At 70.6% G+C, this 20,041-nt stretch carries 19 protein-coding genes; 6 read left to right on the top strand and 13 right to left on the bottom strand.

Annotated elements, in window-relative coordinates; genetic code table 11:
* Positions 1-75: 75 nt before the first annotated feature.
* On the bottom strand, positions 76-420 hold the full coding sequence (locus AC07DS_RS24230; protein ID WP_479148437.1) for an ArsR/SmtB family transcription factor: 345 nt from the start codon (positions 418-420) through the stop codon (positions 76-78).
* 100 nt (positions 421-520) lie between these two features.
* Here AC07DS_RS24230 and AC07DS_RS24225 point away from each other — a divergent pair, with 100 nt between their 5' ends.
* Entirely contained in the window at positions 521-1,495 is a 975-nt protein-coding gene (locus AC07DS_RS24225) for a quinone oxidoreductase family protein (protein WP_479148435.1), read from the top strand.
* 10 nt (positions 1,496-1,505) lie between these two features.
* On the opposite strand, the gene AC07DS_RS24220 is transcribed toward AC07DS_RS24225, so the two are convergent.
* Positions 1,506-3,389, bottom strand: a complete 1,884-nt coding sequence (locus AC07DS_RS24220; RefSeq protein ID WP_479148433.1) for a serine/threonine-protein kinase — start codon at positions 3,387-3,389, stop codon at positions 1,506-1,508.
* Between the two features lie 104 nt (positions 3,390-3,493).
* Between AC07DS_RS24220 and AC07DS_RS24215 the strand changes: the two genes are divergently transcribed.
* Entirely contained in the window at positions 3,494-4,096 is a 603-nt protein-coding gene (locus AC07DS_RS24215; RefSeq protein ID WP_479148431.1) for a TetR/AcrR family transcriptional regulator, read from the top strand.
* A 128-nt stretch (positions 4,097-4,224) separates the two neighbouring features.
* On the opposite strand, the gene AC07DS_RS24210 is transcribed toward AC07DS_RS24215, so the two are convergent.
* The 4 genes from AC07DS_RS24210 to AC07DS_RS24195 form a co-directional block, all read right to left on the bottom strand.
* Entirely contained in the window at positions 4,225-4,377 is a 153-nt protein-coding gene (locus AC07DS_RS24210; RefSeq protein WP_479148429.1) for a hypothetical protein, read from the bottom strand.
* A gap of 48 nt (positions 4,378-4,425) precedes the next feature.
* Complete coding sequence (locus tag AC07DS_RS24205; protein WP_479148427.1) at positions 4,426-5,193, bottom strand: CDP-alcohol phosphatidyltransferase family protein; 768 nt, start codon at positions 5,191-5,193, stop codon at positions 4,426-4,428.
* A gap of 91 nt (positions 5,194-5,284) precedes the next feature.
* The gene (locus AC07DS_RS24200; protein WP_479148425.1) at positions 5,285-6,250 is read right to left on the bottom strand and encodes an isopenicillin N synthase family dioxygenase; all 966 of its coding nucleotides are present in this window, start codon (positions 6,248-6,250) and stop codon (positions 5,285-5,287) included.
* Positions 6,243-6,692 carry a nucleoside deaminase gene (locus tag AC07DS_RS24195; protein WP_479148423.1) on the bottom strand — a complete coding sequence of 150 codons (450 nt, stop codon included), beginning with the start codon at positions 6,690-6,692 and terminating at the stop codon, positions 6,243-6,245. The genes AC07DS_RS24200 and AC07DS_RS24195 overlap by 8 nt, the downstream gene beginning before the upstream one ends.
* A gap of 135 nt (positions 6,693-6,827) precedes the next feature.
* Between AC07DS_RS24195 and AC07DS_RS24190 the strand changes: the two genes are divergently transcribed.
* The 4 genes from AC07DS_RS24190 to AC07DS_RS24175 all read left to right on the top strand — a co-directional run bounded on the left by AC07DS_RS24190 (position 6,828) and on the right by AC07DS_RS24175 (position 13,341).
* Positions 6,828-8,045 carry an RNA-guided endonuclease InsQ/TnpB family protein gene (locus tag AC07DS_RS24190; RefSeq protein ID WP_479148421.1) on the top strand — a complete coding sequence of 406 codons (1,218 nt, stop codon included), beginning with the start codon at positions 6,828-6,830 and terminating at the stop codon, positions 8,043-8,045.
* Positions 8,046-8,204: 159 nt separating this feature from the next.
* The gene (locus AC07DS_RS24185) at positions 8,205-9,608 is read left to right on the top strand and encodes a condensation domain-containing protein (RefSeq protein ID WP_479148419.1); all 1,404 of its coding nucleotides are present in this window, start codon (positions 8,205-8,207) and stop codon (positions 9,606-9,608) included.
* Positions 9,609-9,679: 71 nt separating this feature from the next.
* Positions 9,680-11,794: a hypothetical protein gene (locus AC07DS_RS24180; protein ID WP_479148417.1), complete on the top strand. Its 2,115-nt coding sequence runs from the start codon at positions 9,680-9,682 to the stop codon at positions 11,792-11,794.
* Positions 11,794-13,341: a hypothetical protein gene (locus AC07DS_RS24175; RefSeq protein ID WP_479148414.1), complete on the top strand. Its 1,548-nt coding sequence runs from the start codon at positions 11,794-11,796 to the stop codon at positions 13,339-13,341. Before AC07DS_RS24180 ends, AC07DS_RS24175 begins: the two co-directional genes overlap by 1 nt.
* A gap of 15 nt (positions 13,342-13,356) precedes the next feature.
* Here AC07DS_RS24175 and AC07DS_RS24170 read toward each other — a convergent pair whose 3' ends face one another.
* The 7 genes from AC07DS_RS24170 to AC07DS_RS24140 all read right to left on the bottom strand — a co-directional run bounded on the left by AC07DS_RS24170 (position 13,357) and on the right by AC07DS_RS24140 (position 19,894).
* Complete coding sequence (locus tag AC07DS_RS24170) at positions 13,357-13,764, bottom strand: SRPBCC family protein (RefSeq protein ID WP_479148413.1); 408 nt, start codon at positions 13,762-13,764, stop codon at positions 13,357-13,359.
* Between the two features lie 38 nt (positions 13,765-13,802).
* Positions 13,803-14,099 (bottom strand): hypothetical protein, encoded by a 297-nt coding sequence (locus tag AC07DS_RS24165; protein ID WP_479148411.1) that lies wholly within the window; start codon positions 14,097-14,099, stop codon positions 13,803-13,805.
* A gap of 247 nt (positions 14,100-14,346) precedes the next feature.
* Positions 14,347-15,429, bottom strand: a complete 1,083-nt coding sequence (gene ccsB / locus AC07DS_RS24160; protein ID WP_479148409.1) for a c-type cytochrome biogenesis protein CcsB — start codon at positions 15,427-15,429, stop codon at positions 14,347-14,349.
* Positions 15,426-17,117 (bottom strand): cytochrome c biogenesis protein ResB, encoded by a 1,692-nt coding sequence (resB, locus tag AC07DS_RS24155; RefSeq protein ID WP_479148407.1) that lies wholly within the window; start codon positions 17,115-17,117, stop codon positions 15,426-15,428. Before resB ends, ccsB begins: the two co-directional genes overlap by 4 nt.
* A gap of 3 nt (positions 17,118-17,120) precedes the next feature.
* Positions 17,121-17,885 carry a cytochrome c biogenesis CcdA family protein gene (locus AC07DS_RS24150; protein WP_479148405.1) on the bottom strand — a complete coding sequence of 255 codons (765 nt, stop codon included), beginning with the start codon at positions 17,883-17,885 and terminating at the stop codon, positions 17,121-17,123.
* 1 nt (position 17,886) lies between these two features.
* A complete protein-coding gene (locus AC07DS_RS24145; RefSeq protein WP_479148403.1) occupies positions 17,887-18,477 on the bottom strand; it encodes a TlpA family protein disulfide reductase in 591 nt (196 codons plus the stop codon).
* Positions 18,478-18,592: 115 nt separating this feature from the next.
* Positions 18,593-19,894, bottom strand: a complete 1,302-nt coding sequence (locus AC07DS_RS24140; protein ID WP_479148401.1) for a polysaccharide deacetylase family protein — start codon at positions 19,892-19,894, stop codon at positions 18,593-18,595.
* Positions 19,895-20,041: the final 147 nt, after the last annotated feature.

Genomic DNA, 20,041 nt, shown 5'->3' with positions numbered 1-20,041 from the left:
CAGCCGGGGAGACTCCGGCCCGAACGCTCAACGAACGGGCACCAAAAGGAATGTGAAGGTCTGTCAGGACCTGCTTCAGCCCTGCCGGGACCCCGGGTCGGGGGTGCGCAGGACGAGGTCGAGAAGCCCCGGGAAGCGCGCGTCGAACTCCGCCCGGCGCAGCCGGTTGACCCGCTTGGGCCCCTCGTCCCGCTGCTCGACGAGACCCGCTCCGCGCAGCACCGCGAAGTGGTGGCTGAGGGCCGCCTTGCCGACCGGCACGTCGAAGCTGCCGCAGCTGCGGGACCACTCGGCGGAGCCGGCCAACTCCCTGACCAGGGTGAGGCGTACGGGGTCCGCGAGGGCGGCGAGCGCGGTGAGGACGGGCACGTCGCCGGGGTGGGTGTGCTCCGGGGCGGCCCGGTGACTGCTCGCGGCCATGCCGTCCTCCCCATTGCCCACTTGCCGAGTGTTCGATGAAAATCATACACTCGCCAGTGTTCGCTTTTCATTGAACACTCTCTCGAGCCGGAGGTACGGCATGCGCGCGGTCGAGTTCCAGGAGTACGGCGGTCCCGAGGTGCTGAGGGCGGTGACGGCCGAGGTGCCCGAGCCCGGCCCCGGCCAGGTGAGCATCGACGTGGCCTACACGGGCGTGAACTTCGCCGACCTGAAGGCCCGCGCGGAGGGCTACCGGGTGCCTCGGCTGCCGTACGTCCCCGGCCTGGAGGTCTCCGGCCGGATCCGCGCACTCGGCGCGGGCGTCACCGGACTGGCCGTCGGCCAGGAGGTGGCGGCACTGACCGAGGGCGGGGCGTACGCCGAGGTGGCCGTGGCCGACACGACCACCGTCTTCCCGGTCCCCGCGGGCGTGGACCTGCGCACGGCGGCCACCCTCCCGACGGTCCTGCCGACGGCCTACGCCCTGATCCACACGGTCGGCCGGCTCCAGCCCGGCGAGACGGTCCTCGTCCAGGGAGCGGCGGGCGGGGTCGGCACGGTGGCCGGCCGGCTGGCCCGCGCGGCGGGGGCCGGGGCGGTGTACGGCGTGGTGTCCTCGGCGGCGAAGGCGGCCTACGCCAAGGAGCACGGCTACGACGAGGTGTTCGTCGGCGCCTTCCAGGACCCGGTGCGGCAGGCCACCGGCGGCCGGGGCGTCGACCTGGTCCTGGACCCCGTCGGCGGCGACACCCTGCGCGCGGGCCTCGCCTCCCTCGCCCCCTTCGGCCGCCTGGTCTCCTTCGGCAACGCCGGCTCCGCCGAGCCGTGGACCGTGGGCCAGCCCGAGCTGTACCCGCTGGGCATCTCGGTCTCCGGCTTCTCCATCCTGAACCTTTCGAAGACGGCCCCGGCCGAGCTGCGCCGCCTGTCCGAGCAGGCCTTCGCCAAGGCGGTCGACGGCACGGTGTCCTTGCCGGTCACGGCCGAGTTCGCGCTGGAGGAGGCTGCGGAGGCGCACCGGTTGATGGGCTCCCGGGCGAGCACGGGGAAGCTGCTGCTCCGCGTGCACGCCTAGGCGCCCCGCCTCACGTCCTCGCCCAGCTCTGGGAGGCGGCCCCCGACTGGCAGGTCGCCTCGGCCACCCCGCCACCGAAGGCGAGGTCGAGGCAGCCGCCGTCGTAGACGGTGCTCAGGGAGTTGCCGGAGCCCGTCTTCCACAGGCGCAGGCTGCTGCTCTGGGAGCAGTCGCCGACGAAGACGGCCTGGCCCTTGCCGTTCGCGCTCAGGCACGCGCCGCTCGACATGTTGATGACCTTGACGCTGCCGCCGGAGGCGCTGCGGAAGGTCCACTTGGCGGACGAGTCCGAGCAGTCACCGAGGCCCGTGGAGCCGTAGACCTGGATCAGGCACTTGCCGTTCTCGCCGTTCTCGAGGCGGAAGGAGCCCGTGCCGGGGCCGGCCGTGGAGGTCCCTCCGGAGGAGGAACCGCCGGACGAGGAACCACCTGAGGAGGAGCCGCCCGAAGTACCCCCCGAAGAACTGCCGGAGGAGCCGCCGGAGGAGCTGCCGGAACCGCCGGACGAGCCGCCCGAGCCGGATCCCGGGTCACCGCCGGTGGTGCCGCTGCCACCGCCCGCCGGACCCGAGCCACCGGAGGCGCCCGAGCCGTCCTTGCCGCCGCCCGGACCGCCCTTGTCCCGCTTCTTCCTGCCCGCGGGAGAAGCCGGCCCCTTCCCGCCCGGCTTCCCGCTGCCCGACGGGCTCGCGGAGGACCGGCCGGGCGCCGGATCGGCCGACGCGGAGACGGACGCCCCGGGGGTGCCCGCGGTGTCCTTCCGGCCGGAGCCGGTGGCGTACGGCAGGAGCTGGAAGGCCAGGGTCGCCGTACCCACGACGACCACGGCCGGCACGACCGCCAACAGGACGCGCCTGTGGCGCCGTTCGCGGGGCTCGGCCGGCCGCTGCTTCCCGTCGGGCCGTACGACCACCTCGGGCTCCGACCCGGCCTCCGGCGCCGGCTCGGGTTCCGGTTCCGGTTCCGCCACCGTCACGTCCGGCACCCGCGCCGCGAACGCCGCCCGGGCGGTCAGCCGTTCGGTGATGGACCCGGGCCACAGCGGGGGCTCCGACGGGCCCCGGCCGACGGCCAGTTCGACGAGTTCGGCGGCGGTGGGCCGGCCCTCGGGATCCTTGTCCAGGCAGGACGCGACGACGGCGGCCAGCTCCGCGTCGGCCTCCCGCAGTTCCTCCAGGTCGGGCTGCTCGTGCACGATCCGGTACAGCACGCCGTGCCCGGACTCGTCACCGAAGGGCGGCCGGCCGCTGCCCGCGAACGCGATCACCGAACCCAGTGCGAACACGTCCACCGCGCCGGTCAGGCGCCGTGCCCCCGAGGCCTGTTCGGGAGACATGTAGGCGGGAGTGCCCACCACCATGCCGGTCCGGGTCAGCTGGCTCTGCTCGGCGGCCCGGGCCACACCGAAGTCGATGAGGGTGACCCCCTCCAGGGTCAGCATGACGTTCGACGGCTTGACGTCCCGGTGCACCATGTCCAGCTCGTGCACCGCGGCCAGCCCCGCCGCGGCCTCCCGCAGCAGCAGCCACAGCGCCCCGGGCGGCAGCGGTCCGCCGTGCACCTCGACGGCCTCGCGCAGGGTCAGCCCGGGCACGTACGCGGTGGCGAACCACGGCGGCCGGGCGGCCCGGTCACCCGCGAGCAGCGGCGCGGTGGCTCCCGCGGGCAGCCGGGAGAGGTTGTCCAGCTCGTGCCCGAAGCGCCGTACGAAGTCCTTGTCCTCACCCACCACCGAGGGCAGCACCTGTTTGACGGCCGCGTACCGGCCCTCGTGCACACCCAGGTAGACCCGCCCCATGCCGCCGGCCCCGAGCCGGCCGAGCAGCGGGATCGGTCCGATCCGCCGGGGATCGTCGTCCTCCAGCGGCTCGACCCCGTTCTGTTCCCCGTCCACGTCTCTCCCCCTGAGTTCAGCGCGCCTGCGAGCCGAGGCCTGCCAGGCCGTACCCACCAGGCAGTACACTGTTCTGAAATAAGTTTCTAGAAAAGTATTCCAGAATGAGCCGCAAACAACAGCGCGGGGAAGCCACCGCGGAGCAGCTGCTGGACGCCGCGCTGCGCGTGTACGCCGAGGCGGGCGACCAGGGCCTGACAGTCGGTGCCGTCACCAGGGCGAGCGGGGTCAGCCTGGGCAGCCTCTACCACCACTTCGGCAGCATCGACGGCCTGATGAACGCGCTGCTGCTGCGCTGGCTGGGGCGGCTCCTGGACGAGCTGGTCAAGGCCCTGGAGGGCACCCGCACCGCCCACACCGGCATCCGGGCACTGGTCACGGCCTACCTGGGCTTCGTCCAGGAGCACCGGGAGGCCGCCCTGCTCCTGCACTCCTCCTACGCCGACCGCGCGGGCATGGCCGACGGCAAGCGCCTGCGCGACGCCCAGGAGGCCCGCCTCTCCCCCCTCGCGGCCTGGGCCCAGACGTACGTCGCCTCCGGCGAACTCGCCCCGCTGCCCCCGGCGTTGCTCGAATCGCTGATCCTCGGCCCGGTGATCGGCGTCTCCCGCCGCTGGCTCTCCGGCGTCGACGACGCCGACCTCGACGAGGCCGCGGTGATCCTGCCCGAGAGGATCTGGCGGTCGGTCGGCGCGGAGCCGAAGTGAGCGCTTTTCAGGCGCACATGAAGAAGCCGGGGATCAGCGCCAGCGCCGGCGCGGAGCGCCCGAGTCGGAAGCGCTGACGACGGCCCCGCTGGACGCCGGCCCGAGGGTGCGCCCGGTGGCCTTGTTCTTCAGCCGCCGACCCGAGGAGTCCTTGCACCGGTGGCGGAGGTCTTACGGACCTTGCCGTTGAAGTAGGCCAGGTACTTGCCGTTGCCGGTGAGCGGCGAGTGCGCTGCGTCCACCCGAGGGCGACGGCGGCCGTGACCTGCCGAATCGATCATTGCGGTCGGTGTCCCGCTACTGCGGGGCGATCACCCCGGGCAATCGCGTCATCGCAGCCGCGACGACGCCAGGATCGACAGCAGGTGGGCGGGGACCATCAGCCAGGTGATCGCGGCGAGCGCGACCAGCGCCCACCTCGTCACCTCGACCCCGCCCATGGCCAGGTCGCCGAGTGCCGCCGCCAGCAGGACCAGGGACGCCTCGATGCCGTTCGTCACGCGGTGGATCTTGAAGGCCGCCGCCAGCCGCCGGACCGTGGCCACGCCCTGCGACCGCGGCCGGGTCGACTCGTCGTCGGCCACCCCGAGCCCGCGCCGGGCCCGGGCCACGTCCACCAGGTCGGTCGAGGCCTTCAGCAGGACCACCCCGAGCGCGGTGGCGCTGCCGAGCGAGAGCCAGCCGCCGAGGCCGTTCTCCGCCGCCCGGAACCCGATCCCCACCATCAGCGCCGCGTCCGCGAGGTAGGCCCCGAGCCGGTCCACGTAGATGCCGGTCGCGCTGTTCTGCCCCTTCCAGCGGGCGACCTCGCCGTCCACGCAGTCGAAGAGGAGGAACAGCTGCATGAGGACTACGGCCAGGACCGCACCGGTCGGGCCGGGGATCAGGAGGGCCGCGCCGGAGGCGATGCCGCAGACCACCATGGTCCAGGTCAGCTGGTCCGGGGTGACCGGGGTGCGCACCAGCTGCCGGGTGAACCGCAGCGAGATCCTGCGCATGTACAGCCGGCCCGCCCAGTGCTCCCCGTTGCGGCTCGCCAGCTTGGCGTGCGGCTGGCAGACCTCCCGCAGCTCCTCCAGAACCGGGGCAGCGACCATGGGCGTTCCCTCCCGCACGATGTGATCGGGCCAGGGTACAGAGGCGCTGGGACGCCGCCTCGAATACCCCGGGCCCCAGGCAAGCCGACGCTCAACCGACTGTGATCGAGTCGAGCTTCTCCCGTAGGTAGACATGTGAGTCGATGGGCGGGTACGCCACCCGTCCCACCGGCGCCGACACGGACTCCACCAGCGTCCCGGGGGTGCACTCGCCGAAGTAGACGAGGGACATCAGCTCCTCGGTGGGCTCGTCGGCAGGCGGCGGCAGCACCCGATGCCGACCCGACCGCCACCGGTCACCGGTCCAACGGGCCATCAGATCACCGATGTTGATGGTGAACGAATCAGGATCGCAGGGAGCGTCTTGCCACCCACCCCCATCGGTGTAGACCTGCAACCCGCCCTTCCCCGCCTGCCGGTCGAGGATGGTGACCGTGCCGAAGTCGGTGTGCGGCCCAATGCGGAACTGCCCAGGCGCAGGCGCTCCGACAACCTCGGTGCCCGGGTACCAATTGATGTTAAAGCCGTACGTGGGACGGTCCATGTGTCGGCTGAAGAAGTCTGGCGACAGGCCGAGCGCGTACCCGAGCAGGGCCAGCAGCTCTTTCTCCAGCCAGGCCATCTTCTGGAGGTACTCCTCGCACAGCGGCTGAAGCTCCGGGACCTCAGCGGGCCACACGTTCGGCGCGTACCACTCGGCGTTGACGACCGGGTCCTCGAACGGCTCGTGCGTGGCGAAGGTCAACGACTCCTTCAGGTCGGGCGGAGTCGCGGTGCCCTCCGCATACCCGTTGGCCTCGGCACCTGGCCCCAGCCACCCGCGCCCGCCGACCTTCGCCTCGTAGGCCCGTTTGGCCTCGGCAGGCAGCACGAAGAACCTCCGCGCGGCCTCCCGGATGGCACCGCGCAGCCCGGGATCCACTCCGTGCCCGGTGACCAGTAGGAAACCGGCGCCCTGCAAGGCCTGGTCGACGGTCCGGGCGAGGACCGTGCGGGCCTCGGCATCGCCGTCGTTCCAGGGACGAAGGTCGATGGTCGGGATAGGCGATTCACTCACCGATGTCCTCGTTCCATAGAGCCGGGTTGTCCTTGATGAAGTCGCGCATCAGCTCGACGCAAGCGGGGTCCTCCAGGATCACGATCTCCACACCTTGCTCGGCGAGCCAGTCGTGCCCGCCGTGAAACGTGCCAGCCTCGCCGATCACGACCCGTGAGATGCCGAACTGCCGCACCAGACCGCTGCAGTACCAGCACGGCGAAAGGGTGGTCACCATGGTCGAGCCGCGGTAGGTACGTTGTCGTCCCGCCGCACGAAACGCGGCCGTTTCCGCGTGCATGGAGGGGTCGTCGTCCTGGACTCGGCGGTTGTGGCCGCGACCCAGGAGGTTCCCGTCGGGGCCGTAAAGGGCTGCGCCGATCGGGATGCCGCCCTCGGCGAGCCCGGCGCGCGCCTCGGCGAAGGCGGTGGCGAGCCAAGCGCGGGCCTGTTCCTTGCGCATGCCTCCACTCTCCCGCACCAGCCCGGCGGACCGCCAGCGCGCGCCCAACAGCTATCAGCGCTTCCCGTTCACTCGAATTGAGTAACAACGCACAATCGAATCCCGGACGTGCATCCGATCCGTAAGTTGATCCCCGTGAAGACAGTCGTGCAAATCAAGTTGCTGCCATCAGCAGTACAAGCCGGAGCGCTCCAGGAAACGTTGCGCACGGCCAATGAGGCAGTCAACTGGATCTCTCGGCTGGCCCACCGCCATTGCGTGACGGAAAAGATGAAACTCCAGCATCTTGCCTACGCACAGGTGAAGTGCGATTACGGCCTGTCAGCCCAGCCTGCGATCCACGTGATCCGTAAAGTCGCAGGAGCCTACGCCGCACTCAAGGCAAACCTGAGGGCAGGCAACTACGGGAAACCTGGGTCCAGGCGCAGGATGAACGCGGAAGGGCGACCTATCACCTTTCGCGCCAACGCGGCACAGCCTTATGACGACCGGTGCCTCTCTTGGCAACTGGATGCGCGCACGGTCAGCATCTGGACCGTCCGGGGCAGGCTACGAGGCATCTCGATCACGGGCTCGGCCGATCAGCTTGCTCTCCTCGCCCGCTATCGGCGAGGCGAAAGCGATCTCGTACACCGCGACGGCAAGTGGTACCTACTCGCCACATGCGAGACGCCGGAGGCCACACCAAACGGGCATCCCGCAGGCTGGCTGGGGGTTGATCTCGGAATCGTGAACATCGCCACGACGAGCGACGAGGGCACACCGTTCGCCGGGGAGGAGCTGAACAGGTATCGGGCCAGCACTCTGCGCACTCGTGCGGAGCTGCAAGCCACCGGAACCAAGTCAGCCAAACGCAAGCTGAAGCAGCGTGCCGGACGAGAGGCTCGGCATGCCGCCCAGGTCAATCACAAGATCGCAAAGAGTATCGTGGCCGAGGCTCAACGCACCGGGCGCGGGATCGCGCTGGAGAACCTTACCGGCATCCGCGAACGGGCACGGCTGAGGAAGCCTCAACGGGCCACATTCCACTCCTGGTCTTTTGCTCAGCTCGGCAGCTTTATCGCCTACAAGGCGAAGCGTGCCGGCATTCCGATCATCCACGTCGACCCTGCGTACACAAGCCAGCGTTGCTCGTGGTGCGGCCACATCGACAAGGCGAACAGACCCTCCCAGGAACTCTTCATCTGCCGGTCGTGCGGCATCGTTGCGCACGCCGATCACAACGCGGCCCGCAACATCGCGAGTCTCGCCAAAGTCATCTGGGGCGCCGTCAACCGCCCTCATGCGGCGCTTTCGTCACCGCCAGTGGCGACTGTAGCTGCAAGCCCACTCCGAAGAGGAGGGGGTCGTTGACCATCAACTGGTACCTGGTCACTGTCGGTTATTCACTTCCACGTTCGCCCCGCCACCCGTTCCGTTGAAATGCCCCGATCGGGCATGTCCCGGCCGCGTCCGACGGCATTCCCTTGAAGGGGGCCCACATCACAGGGCCCCTTCTGCGATCGGAGACGCGTGCGAATCACTGACATCCAGCGCTGCGAGGTCCGGCCGGGACGGCTCGTCGAGTGGACGCTGAGTCCGGCCACCGTCGCCACGGCGGAGGGGTTGCCGGAGGACTCCCGGCCGCCGGCCTACATCCAGGAGTCGCACATCAGAACGGCCAGGTCCGTACGGGACGGCGGGCTGTTCGTGCCGACCTGGATCGGTACGGCCTTCGACCTGCCGGGCCGGGTCGACCTCGACGTGCTCCAGGAGTCCCTGCGGGCCTGGACGCTGCGGCACGAGACGCTGCGCAGCGGCTTCCGCTGGGCGGACGACCGGCTGCGCCGGTTCACCCTCGACGCGGGTGACGTGTCCCTGCGGCGCGAGACGGTCGGCGACTTCGGTGACGCGGACGCCCTGGCCCGGCACCTCCAGGACCGCTTCGACACCGTCGCGGACGCCCTGCGCTGGCCGAACCTCATCTACACGGCGGTCGTCCGGGACGACTCGACCAGCGTGTACATGGCCTTCGACCACAGCAACGTGGACGCCTACTCCCTGCACGGCATCCCCGCCGAGATCCAAGAGCTGTACGCGGCGGGCCTGCGGGGGCGCGGGCCCGTGGTGCGCACGCCGGCCGCGAGTTACGTCGACTTCTGCGAGCTGGAGCGGGCGGACGCCGACCGCATCGACGGCGGCCACGAGATCGTGGCGCGCTGGCGGGAGTTCGTCCGGCGGTGCGACGGAACGCTGCCGGGCTTCCCCGTCGATCTCGGCCTCGGAACCGGCGGTCCGCTGCCGCCGCAGAAGATGATCTGCGAGCCGCTCGCGGACGCGGACTCGGCCGCCGCGTTCGAGGCGTACTGCCGGTCCCACGGCGGCAGCCTGGTCGGTCTGCTGGCGGCCACCGGTCTGATCGTCCACGAACTCGGCGGGCAGTCCGTGTACCGGACGGTGGTGCCGTTCCACACCCGGGTGAAGTCCCGCTGGAGCGGCTCGGTGGGCTGGTTCGTGGGCGGCGCCCCGATCGAGGTGCCCGTGGCCGGCACGCCCGACCTGCCCAGCACGCTGCGGGCCGTGCGGGCCGAACTGCAGGCCAACCGGCCGCTCGCGCGCATGCCGCTCGCCCGGGTGCTGAAGCTGCTCGGCGCGGACTTCCGGCCGACCTCCCCCGACCTGTACTCGATCGTCTCGTTCCTGGACGCCCGCGGTATCCCGGGCGCCGCGCGGTGGGCCGAGCAGAAGGCGTACGGGCTGCTGCGGGTGTCGTACGGCGACCAGGTGTGCGTGTGGGTCACCCGGCTGCACGACGGCCTGTGGGTGGCGAGCCGCTACCCGGACACCGACGTGGCGGCCAAGAACATGCGGCTGTACGTCGAGCGGCTGCGGGATCTGGTCACGGCGACGGCCTCGCGGCCCGGACAGATTTCGTAACCCAACGGACATCACTGACCCTGGTCAGTGACAACTTCCCCTTTCTACACTGCTGTTGAGGGGGGAATGCGGTGCACAGACGGTTGCACGGGCGCGGAGCGCTGTTCGACGTCGATCCGGCCGGTCTCGCGCCCCGGCTCGTGGGCCTGCGCCCCCACCAGCACCGTGGTCATCCGTTCGAGCACCCGGGCGAGCTGCCCTTCGTGGTGCTCACGGGCGCCCGCGGGCTGGGCAAGAGCGCTGTATTGGCCGAGTTACGGGACGCCTACAAGGGCCACACGCCGGTCGCGTTGATCGACTGCGCGGAGGAGCAGTTCGCGAGGCCGCCCGCGGAGCGGCCCGCCGAGTCGTGGTCGCCGGTGGCGCAGGCGCTGCTGGTGATCGCCGAGCAGCTGGCGGCGCCGGTGACGGGCGCCGGGCGGATCACCTTTCCGCGGCTGATGTCGGGCCTGGTGGCGGTGGCCGCGAGCGGCTGGGGCGACGCCGACTCGGAGCGGATCCGCCGGGAGGTCGAGCGGATCCTGCTGCTGAACGAGAGCGGCTCGTGGATCAGCGGTCTGGCCGGCCGCTGGGCCGGAAAGGTGGCGGCCAAGGTGGTCGCCGCGGCCACCGGCACCGGGCCGCTGCTGTCCGGGGCGATCGAGGCGACCCTGGAGTCCGTCGCCGAGGGCTTCACCAGCCGGCGGCACCAGAAGGCGTCGGTCTGGTACCGGACGTACCCGAACGCGGGCGGGCACGCCCAGCGCGGGCTCATGCTGCTGTCGGGGCACTTCCGGGCGGGCGGCACCTCCCGGGAGCACGCCGAGCGGTATCTGGTGCGGGCGCTGCTGGCCGACCTGACGGAGGCGTACGCGGGGGTGCTGCCGCGCATGCAGCGGCTCGGGCGGCCGCTGGTGCTGATCGACGACGCGCAGACCGCGCCGGGGCCCGGGCTCGTGGAGGCCGTGCTGCGCGACCGCGCCGAGGGCATCGCGGACCAGGTGGCGTTCGTCGCCGCCCGGCGCGGCGAGGGCCGCGAGGAGCTGCGCAGCGCGGTCCGGCGGGAGCTGCCCGAGGTGGCCAGGCGCAGCGGCTGGACCCCGGACGCGGCTCCCTCCTCGCGGGCGCTGATCGTTGCGCTTCCCCCGCTGAGCCCGGACGACACCCTGCACATCGTGGGCGCCGTCTGCGACGACATCCCGGTCCCGCCCCAAATGCCGCATGCGACCCACCGGTTGACCGGCGGCAATCCGCTGGGCATCGTCCTGCTCGCCGAGTCCGCCGCGCAGAACCGGGCCGCCTCGCTCGGTGAGCTGCTCACCGTCGGCGTACAGCTGGACGAGGACCAGGAGGCCGCCCCCGCCTACCAGGCGCTGCTGGACCGGCTCGTGCCCGCCGAGCACCTGGACGAGCTGACCGTGCTGGCCGCCGCCCACGACCACGACTCGGCCTGCGCGCTGGCCGCGGCCCTGCTGCCGGACACCTTCGGCCCGGCGGACGTACGGGCCCTGCGGACCCGGCTGGCCGAGGAGGGGCTGCCGGCCGAGCCGGGCCGGTTCGTCGGCGACCCTTTCGTGCGCACCCTGCTGCTGCTGAGGCTGCATCTGCGGGACGCCGACCACGCGTCGTGGCGAACGGCGCACGAGACGCTGATCGCGCACCACCCGGACCCCGAGCAGGCCCGCTACCGGCTCCATCACGAACTCGCCCTGGGCAGCTCGGAGCCGGCGGTCGACCACCTGCGCGACACCTTCCACACCGCGGACATCCGGAGCTGGCTGCGCACCCTGCGCTTCGTGGCGTCGGCGCCCTACTTCCACGCGCACGACGCCGCCGGGCGCGACTTCACCGGCCACAGCGACCGGCGGACCGCGGTCGCGCTCGGCCGCACGGACGCCGGGCAGGAGCCGCCCGAGGGCGCGGACGCCGTACTGCACCTGCGGATACGGCGGTTGCTGCACGCGGTGTGGCAGCTGGGCGATCCGCTGGTGCTGCCCGACCCGAAGGTGTGCGACCGGCTCCGCTTCGAGCTGGAGCAGCTGTCCAACCTGCGGCCGGCCGCCAACGCGCTGCTGTGGCGGGCGTCCAGGGACTGGCCGGCGGCGGCGCTCGCCGGGCACCCGATGGCCGACCCCGACGACCACGACGACCCCGACGACCCCGACGACACGGACGACGGCCCGGACGACCGCAGCGGGGAGGCGTGATGGCGCGTAGAGGCGTGGGCACGTGGGTGCGCGAGAGCGTGTGGGAGATCCCGCTGCGCCGCTATCTGGCGCTGCTGGTGACGGCGGCCCTGGTGACGGGGCTGGTGTTCGCGGGCCGGGCGCTCATGCACGAGAACCGGTCCTGTGCGCCCGGGGTGGTCCGGCCGCAGGGCAGCGACGAGTGCGTGGGCGTGGCGACGGGCTCGTACTCCTTCGGGCACGCACAGCTGAAGGATGTCGTGGGGGCGGTCGCGCGGGAGAACGAACGCCTCAAGCCCGGCAGTTACGTGACGGTGGCGCTGATGCTCCCGTACAGCTCCTCCTCCGCGACCAACCTGAACGACATCCAGCACCAGCTGCAGGGCGCCTATCTGGCGCAGTACCAGGCCAACCACGAGTCGAACGGGGAGGCGCCCGCGATCCGGCTGGTGCTGGCCAACCCGGGTGCGACCGGGGACCACTGGCAGCAGACGGTGGACCAGCTGAAGCGGATGACGACGAGCGCGGACCGGCTGCGGGCCGTGGCGGGGATCGGGCAGAGCACCGACAACAACAAGAAGGCCGTCCAGGCGCTGACCCGGCTCGGGATCCCGGTGGTCGGCTCCTCGATCACCGCCGACGACCTGGCCAACGGGCAGGGCGGCACGGACCCCTACCCCGGCCTTGCCCGGGTGTCGCCGACCAACACCGACGAGGCCCGCGCGCTGGCGTCGTTCGCCAAGGTGAGCGCGGGCAAGGCGCTGCTGGTGTACGACAAGCCGGGCGACCCGTACACCCGGACGCTGCAGGAGTCGTTCGCGGCGCTGATCAAGGGCTCGCCGTACGAGCCGCAGCCGTTCACGCCGCCCGCCGACCGCAGCAGGGAAGGGACGACGGCGAACACCTTCCGGCAGATCACGCACCTGGTGTGCGACACCTCCCGGGAGACCGACACCATCCTGTTCGCGGGACGTCACACCCAGCTGCGGCAGTTCATCAACGCGCTCGGCGGACGCGGCTGCCAGGACCGCAGATTCACGGTCCTGACCGGCGACGAGGCGTCGTACCTGACCCACGAGAGCGATCTGGACCGCGACGCCCTGCGCCACAACCTCTCCGTCCGCTACACCTCCCTCGCCCACCCGGACGCCTGGACGAGGGACCCGGCGAAGACCGGCGGCTCGGCGGCGGACTTCGGGGTGCTGCAGCGGTTGCTGACCGCGGCCGAGCGGGGGCCTTCCGGGCCCATCGGTTCGGTCGCCCTGGACGACGGCCAGCTGATCATCGGCTACGACGCCCTGCAGCTGGCGGTCCACGGCATCCGCGAGGCGGTACCGGACGGCGGGAACGTCCCGGCCCTCACGGACGTCGGCCTCCAGTGGCCGCAGGTCAAGGGCTCGCTCCGGGTGAGCGGCGCGAGCGGCTGGATCTGCCTGGACGTACACGGCAACCCGTACGACAAGGCGGTCCCGATCGTGGAACTGACCCCGGAGGGCGGCTCCCGCTTCGTCAGGATCGCCTGGCCCGAGGGCAGACCTCCGACGAAGGAGTGCCTGCCGCCGTCGTAGATCCGGCGGGACGCCCTAGGCCTGGGAGAGCTGAAGGATGTCGACAAGACGTTCGAATCGGGAGCGCCAGCGGGCCTCCTCCTCCCCCTCGCCCCGGAACTCGTGGGTGAAGCGCAGCACGCTCGCCGTTTCCCCGTCCCGCTCCAGATGGAACCTGATCCGCCCGCCGCCCTCCACCGTGTACTCCGCCACCCGGTCCACGTCCCACGCGGTGACCCGCCCGGAACCCATGCCACGCAGGGTGACCGCGCCGCCGAGTCTGGGTTCCAGGGCGTCGGCCGCGGTGAACCAGGAGGCGAGCCCCGCCGGGGTGGCCACCGCCGCCCAGACCTCCTCCATGCGCCGCGGGACGCGCACCAGGAAGTGGAGTATGTGCGTGTTCCCGCGCGTCCGGCTGGTGCCCTGTTCGATGGAACCGCTCATGACACCAGCGTGACCCCGACCCCACGGATCCGCACCCGTTACGGCCGCTGACCTGCACGGTCGACGACGTCCCGACGCAGCACCGACGCACTGCCCAGGACCATGCCCTTCTTGATCCCGGCCGTCGGCAGGTCCCCCTTGGCCACCTCGCGCTCGCCCAGGAAGTCATGGGTCTTCGCGTCGAAGACCCACTCGTTCATGGTGGGGTTCTCGGGGTCCTGGCGTGCGATCGCGACCCCGTGCCGTCCGGCGCCGTCCACCGCGTTCTTCACGACGCGCACGCCGGGGATCCGGGCGACCGCCCGGTAGAGGGCCGCGCTCTGCCCGGGCGGCACGATCGCGTCCCGGACGCAGCCAGAAGGTCAGCGAGACGACGTCCTCGGCGGTCGCCCACTCCCCCGTCAGCCGGTAGGCATGGTTGTACACGGCGCGTGCGTACGCGTCGAAGAGGTCGCCGAAGGCTCCGTGGTCCCCCGCGCGGATGAGCCTTCGCAGATTCGTGTCCACGAACCTTGTCCGTCGTACGACGAAGGCCGGTTCCCGTGATCCGCGTCACGGGAACCGGCCTTCGGTCCGGGCGGCCTACACGCCCGCGTAGGAGTGCTTGCCGCTCACGAAGATGTTGACGCCGTAGTAGTTGAACAGCCAGCAGCCGAAGGCGATCATCGCCAGGTAGGCGGCCTTGCGGCCCTTCCAGCCGGCCGTGGCCCGGGCGTGCAGGTAGCAGGCGTAGGCGATCCAGGTGATGAAGGACCAGGTCTCCTTGGGGTCCCAGTTCCAGTAGCGGCCCCAGGCGTCGCCCGCCCAGATCGCGCCCGCGATGATCGTGAAGGTCCAGAGCGGGAAGACCGCCGCGTTGACGCGGTAGGCGAACTTGTCGAGCGAGGCGGAGGCGGGCAGCCGCTCCAGCACCGAGGTCGCGAAGCTGCCGGGCTTCCCGCCGGCCTGCAGCTTGTTCTCGTACGAGTCCTTGAACAGGTACAGGATCGTGGCGACCGCGCCGACGTAGAAGACCGCACCGCAGAAGATCGCGGTGGAGACGTGGATGTACAGCCAGTACGAGTGCAGGGCCGGGACGAGCTGGTCGCTCGCGGTGTACAGGACCGTGACGGCCAGACCGAGGTCGAGCAGGACCGTGGTGATCAGGAACAGACCGAGCCAGCGCACGTTCTTCTTCAGCGCCAGCAGCCCCAGGTAGACCGCGACCGCGACCGTGGAGAAGGTGATGTTGAACTCGTACATGTTGCCCCACGGCGCCCGGCCCACGGAGGCCGCGCGGGCGACGACCCCGGCCAGCTCCACCAGGAACGCGAGCACGGTGAGGGAGATGGCGATCCGCCCGTAGAGGTCGCCCTGCTCGTCCCCGCCGTGCGCACCGGGACCGTCCGGCACGTCCCGGGCGCCGGACGCGGAGCGCACGACGACCTTGGGCCGCTCCAGTACGGCGGTGCCCCCGGCCTGCTTGACGGTGACGGCGGGCCCGCCCGCCTTCTGCTCGCCGGCGGAGGTCAGCGCCGCGGCCGTACGGGCCACCTTGCTGCGGCTGCCGAAGAGCCACTCCGCGATGTACGCGAAGAAGGCCAGGGTGTAGACGGCCATGGACGAGTAGATCAGCGTGTTGCTGATGCTGGCCAGGTGTTCGTTGGTCGCGGCGGCGAGAGTCACTTCTCAGCCCCTTCGGCAGGTACGACGTCGGATTCGGTGGAGTCGCGGTCGGGCGCCCCCGGCGCCTGGTCGTAGAGGGTTCCGGCGAGGTCGCCCAGTTCCTCGGGCACCTTGGCGGACTCGCTGCGGCCGAGCCCGGCCATCTCGACGACCGTCACGCCGTCGGCGCCGCGCACCGCCCGCACCCACACGCGGCGGCGCTGGATGAACAGGGACGCGGCCAGACCGAAGATCGCGGCGAGGGCACCGCCCAGCGCCCAGCCGCTGCCCGGCTCCTGGACGATCTCGAAGCCGGCCCACTCCTTGATGTCCTTCTCGAGGGTGATCGAGCCGGCGCCGTTCGGCAGCTGCAGGGTCTGCCCGGGCTTGAGGTTCCCGCGCAGCTGCAGGCCCTTGGCGTCCTTGAACGCCTTCATGTGGGTCTTGTCGAGCTGGTACACGCTCTGCGGAAGGCCCGAGTTGACGCCGAGATCGCCGTGGTACGGCTCCAGGTTCAGCACCGGGTTCAGCAGCGCCGGGAACTGCGAGAGCACGGAGCCGCCGCCGCCGTAGGTCGGCAGGAAGAAGGCCCGGACGCCGAGCTGCTCCTTCTGCCCCTGGGCGTTGCGGTAACCGTCCATGACCTTGATGACGCCCTGCGAGGTGACGTTCCCGTCGAGCGGCAGCAGCGGTACGGCGTCCTGGTAGACGACCTTGCCCTTGCCGTCGCGGACGGTGATCACGGGCGCGTAGCCGTGGCTGACCAGGTAGACCTTGGAGTCGCCGATCTCCAGCGGCTGGTTGACCTTGACGGTGGCCGGCTTCTCCTTGCCGTACGCGCCCTCGCTGTAGGTGATCTTCGCCTGGAAGGTGCGCGGGGTGCCGCGGTTGGGGCCGGTCAGCTCGTAGGTGCCCTCGAAGTCCTTCAGGTCGAAGCTGAACGGCACCAGCTCGTCGGTGCTGAACATGCTGCCGGACTTGAAGTCGTCGTACATCGGCAGCGCGTTGGCGAAGCCGTCGCCCTCCACCATCAGCTTGGTGCCGTCCGACTTGAACATCTGGCCCGAGGCGAACGCGGTGAGCAGCACGATCAGCGCGACGTGGAAGACCAGGTTGCCCAGCTCCCGGACGTACCCCTTCTCGGCGGCGACGGCGTCACCGACGAGGTGGGCGCGGAAGCGGCGCTTCTTCAGCAGCGCGAGCGCGGCCTCGCGGATCTGCTCCGGCTCGGCGGTGGTGCGCCAGGTGGTGTAGGCGGGCAGCCGGTCGAGGCGCTTGGGGGCGCCCGGCGGGCGGCCGCGCAGCTGGCCGACGAACTGCCAGGTGCGCGGGACGATGCAGCCGATGAGGGAGACGAACAGCAGGATGTAGATCGCGGAGAACCACACCGAGCTGTAGACGTGGAACAGGCCGAGCCTGTCGTAGACCGGCGCGAGCGTCCTGTGCGCCTGGCGGAAGTCGTCGACCTTGGAGGCGTCGGCGGCGGTCTGCGGGATCAGCGAGCCGGGGATCGCGCCGAGCGACAGCAGCAGGAGCAGCAGCAGCGCGACCCGCATGGAGGTGAGCTGCCGCCAGAACCAGCGGGCCCAGCCGATGACGCCGAGGCCCGGTGCGGCGGTGGTCTCCTCCTGCGGGGCGGTGGACAGCTGGGAGCCGGCCGCCCCCAGGTCCTCCTGCTCCTGGCCGTTGTCGGTTTCGGTGTTGCTCATCGATCAGATCCCCACAGTGAAGCCGTCGGACCAGGTCTGCATCTCCTGCACCAGGCGGTCCCAGGCCCCGGTCAGCAGCAGCACACCGGTCACGATCATCATCGTGCCGCCGATGCGCATCACCCAGACATAGTGGCGCTTGACCCAGCCGAAGGCACCGAGCGCCTTGCGGAAGCCGACGGCCGCGAGCACGAAGGGCACGCCGAGGCCCAGGCAGTAGGCGGCCATCAGCAGCGCTCCGCGCCCGGCGCTCGACTGTTCCATGGCGAGGAAGTTCACGGACGACAGGGTCGGACCCAGACAGGGTGTCCAGCCGATGCCGAAGAGGGCGCCGAGCAGCGGGGCGCCCACCAGTCCGGTCGTGGGCCGGCGGTGGAAGCGGAACTCGCGCTGGGTGAGCCAGGGCATCAGCCCCATGAAGAACACGCCCATGAGAATCATGAGCACGCCGAGCACCTTGGCCAGCACGGCCTTGTGCTCCTGCAGGGTCCAGCCGAACTGGCCGAACAGCGCCCCGCCGGAGACGAACACGGCGCTGAACCCGAGCACGAACAGTGAGGCTCCGGCGACCATGCGCCCGCGTCTGGCGTCGGCCAGGTCGGTGCCGGCGACCCCGGTGACGTAGGAGAGGTAGCCCGGCACCAGCGGCAGGACGCACGGCGAGAAGAAGGAGACGAGGCCGCCGAGCAGGGCGATCGGCAGGGAGACCAGCAGGGCCCCGTGGAGGATGGTCTGGTTCTGCGCGGCGAGTGTGACGAGTGCGCTCACGTCACTTCTCCGCGAGGACCGGCTTGACCATCTTCAGCAGGGTGGTGTCGTCGAGCGCCTCCAGCGCCCGCGCGGCGACCTTCCCGTCCTTGTCGATGACGAGCGTGGACGGGATCAGCTGCGGGTTGAGCGTGCCCCTCTTGAAGCGGAGCATCAGCTTGCCCGTGGGGTCGTACAGGCTCGGGTAGCCGATCCCGTGCTCCTTCTCGAAGGCGATCGCGGGGGTGGTGCTCGTGTCCCGGGTGTTGATGCCGACGAACTGGAGGCCCTTGCCCTCGTACGCCTTGGAGACCTTGGAGAAGTACTTGGCCTCCTCCCGGCACGGTCCGCACCAGGAGCCCCAGACGTTGATCACGACGACCTTGCCCTTGTAGTCGGCGACGTCCAGGGTCTTGCCGTCGATGGTCTTGCCGGACAGGTCGGGCGCCGCGGCCCGCTTGCCCTGCGAGACGGTGGCGATGCCGTTGTTGCCGGTGACGAAGCCGGTGTTGCCGCCCCCGCCGGAGGTGCCGCCGTTGCCGCACGCGGACAGGGTCAGGGCCGCCGCGGCGGCCATGGCGCCGAACAGGACGGCGCGGCTACGGGTACTCATGTGAAAAGTTTCGCATGCCTGTTCCGGGGATTTCGCGCACCCCCCTGGCGGGTGGAAAACCGCATTTCAGGAGGTATTTACTCCGGACATTTCAGGCAGATTGCCGGGTAGCCCCTCAGGCGGCGTTCTGGGAGGCCGACTTGGCACCCCCGGCGTCCCGCAGGAAGCCCTTCCAGCCCCCGGCCGGCTGCTGACCGACCTCCAGCGTGCGCAGCTTGGCGAGCACCTCGGGCTTCTGGACGTCCATCCAGTCCACGAACTGCCTGAAGGAGACCAGGCGCACGTCCGCACCCTTCTCCTTCTCGCGCGCGATGTGCTTGAAGGCCTCCTCGACGGAGTCCATGTAGATGCCGCCGTTCCACTGCTCGAAGTGGTTGCCGATGAAGAACGGCGCCCGGTTTGTCTTGTATGCCCGCTCGAATCCCGCTATGTACGCCTGCGCGGACTGCTTGCGCCAGCCCGGGTAGTTGTAGGCGGGCGCCTTGGTCGAGTTGACCGACTGGTTGGCGAGCATGTTGTAGTCCATGGACAGGACCTCGAAGGAACGTCCCGGGAAAGGTATCTGCTGCAGCGGCAGGTCCCAGATCCCCAGCTTCTTCTCCGGCCACACCTGACGGCCGCCCGGCGAGGAGGCGTCGTAGCGCCAGCCCAGCTTCTTCGCGGTGGGCAGCAGGTTGTTCTGGCCGAGCAGACAGGGCGTGCGGCCGCCGGCCAGCTCCTTGTCGTAGTCGAACGGCAGCGAGGGCAGATCGGTCCAGCCGGTGTTGGTCCGCCACTCCTTCACGAACGCCTTGGCCTGGCTGATCTCGCTCGACCACTGCTGCGGGGTCCAGTTGCCGACGGTGCCGGTCCCGGCGCAGAAGTGCCCGTTGAAGTGGGTGCCGATCTCGTGCCCCTCGAGCCAGGCCCGGCGGACGTTGGTCAGCGTCGACTTGATGTGCTCGTCGGTGAGGTAGCCGATGTCGGAGGCGCCGCGCGGGTTGTTCGGCGGCTCGTACAGTCGCTTCTTCGACTCGGGCAGCAGATACAGCCCCGAGAGGAAGAAGGTCATGCTCGCGCCGTGCTCCTTGGCCAGGTCCAGAAAGCGCGGGAAGAGCCCGTTGCCGACCTCGCCGGCGCCGTCCCAGGAGAAGATCACGAACTGCGGCGGGGTCTGCCCCGGCTCCAGCGGCTCGGGCCTGGCCGGCTGGTGCGGCTGCTTGCCGGTGAAGGAGGTGGAGCCGTCACCGATGGGCCGCGCCTTGGTCCCGCCGTTCTTGCCGCCGTCTCCCCCGGCCGAGCCCCCGGAACCGGATCCGTGCCCACCACCGTCCGATGACTTGAGAGACCCACAGCCGGCGAGTGTGGCGGCAGCCGCCGCGCCCGCGCCGAGGCCGAGCATTCCCCTCCGGGAAACGGTCCGGGAGTTGGTGCGCATGGAGATCCCCGATTCATCGCGCCTGCTGGTGGTCACCCAGTCAGAGGGCGCGACGATCGGGGAGGTTCCGCTGATATTTATGTTTTTCGTAACGGATACGGCAAAGGGAACCTAAGCCATTCCAAACGGACCGTCAGAAGCGGCCGC

It is taken from the genome of Streptomyces sp. NPDC044064, assembly GCF_056434245.1.
Note: the sequence above shows the minus strand (reverse complement) of the source record. Positions and strands in the feature narration are given on the sequence as shown.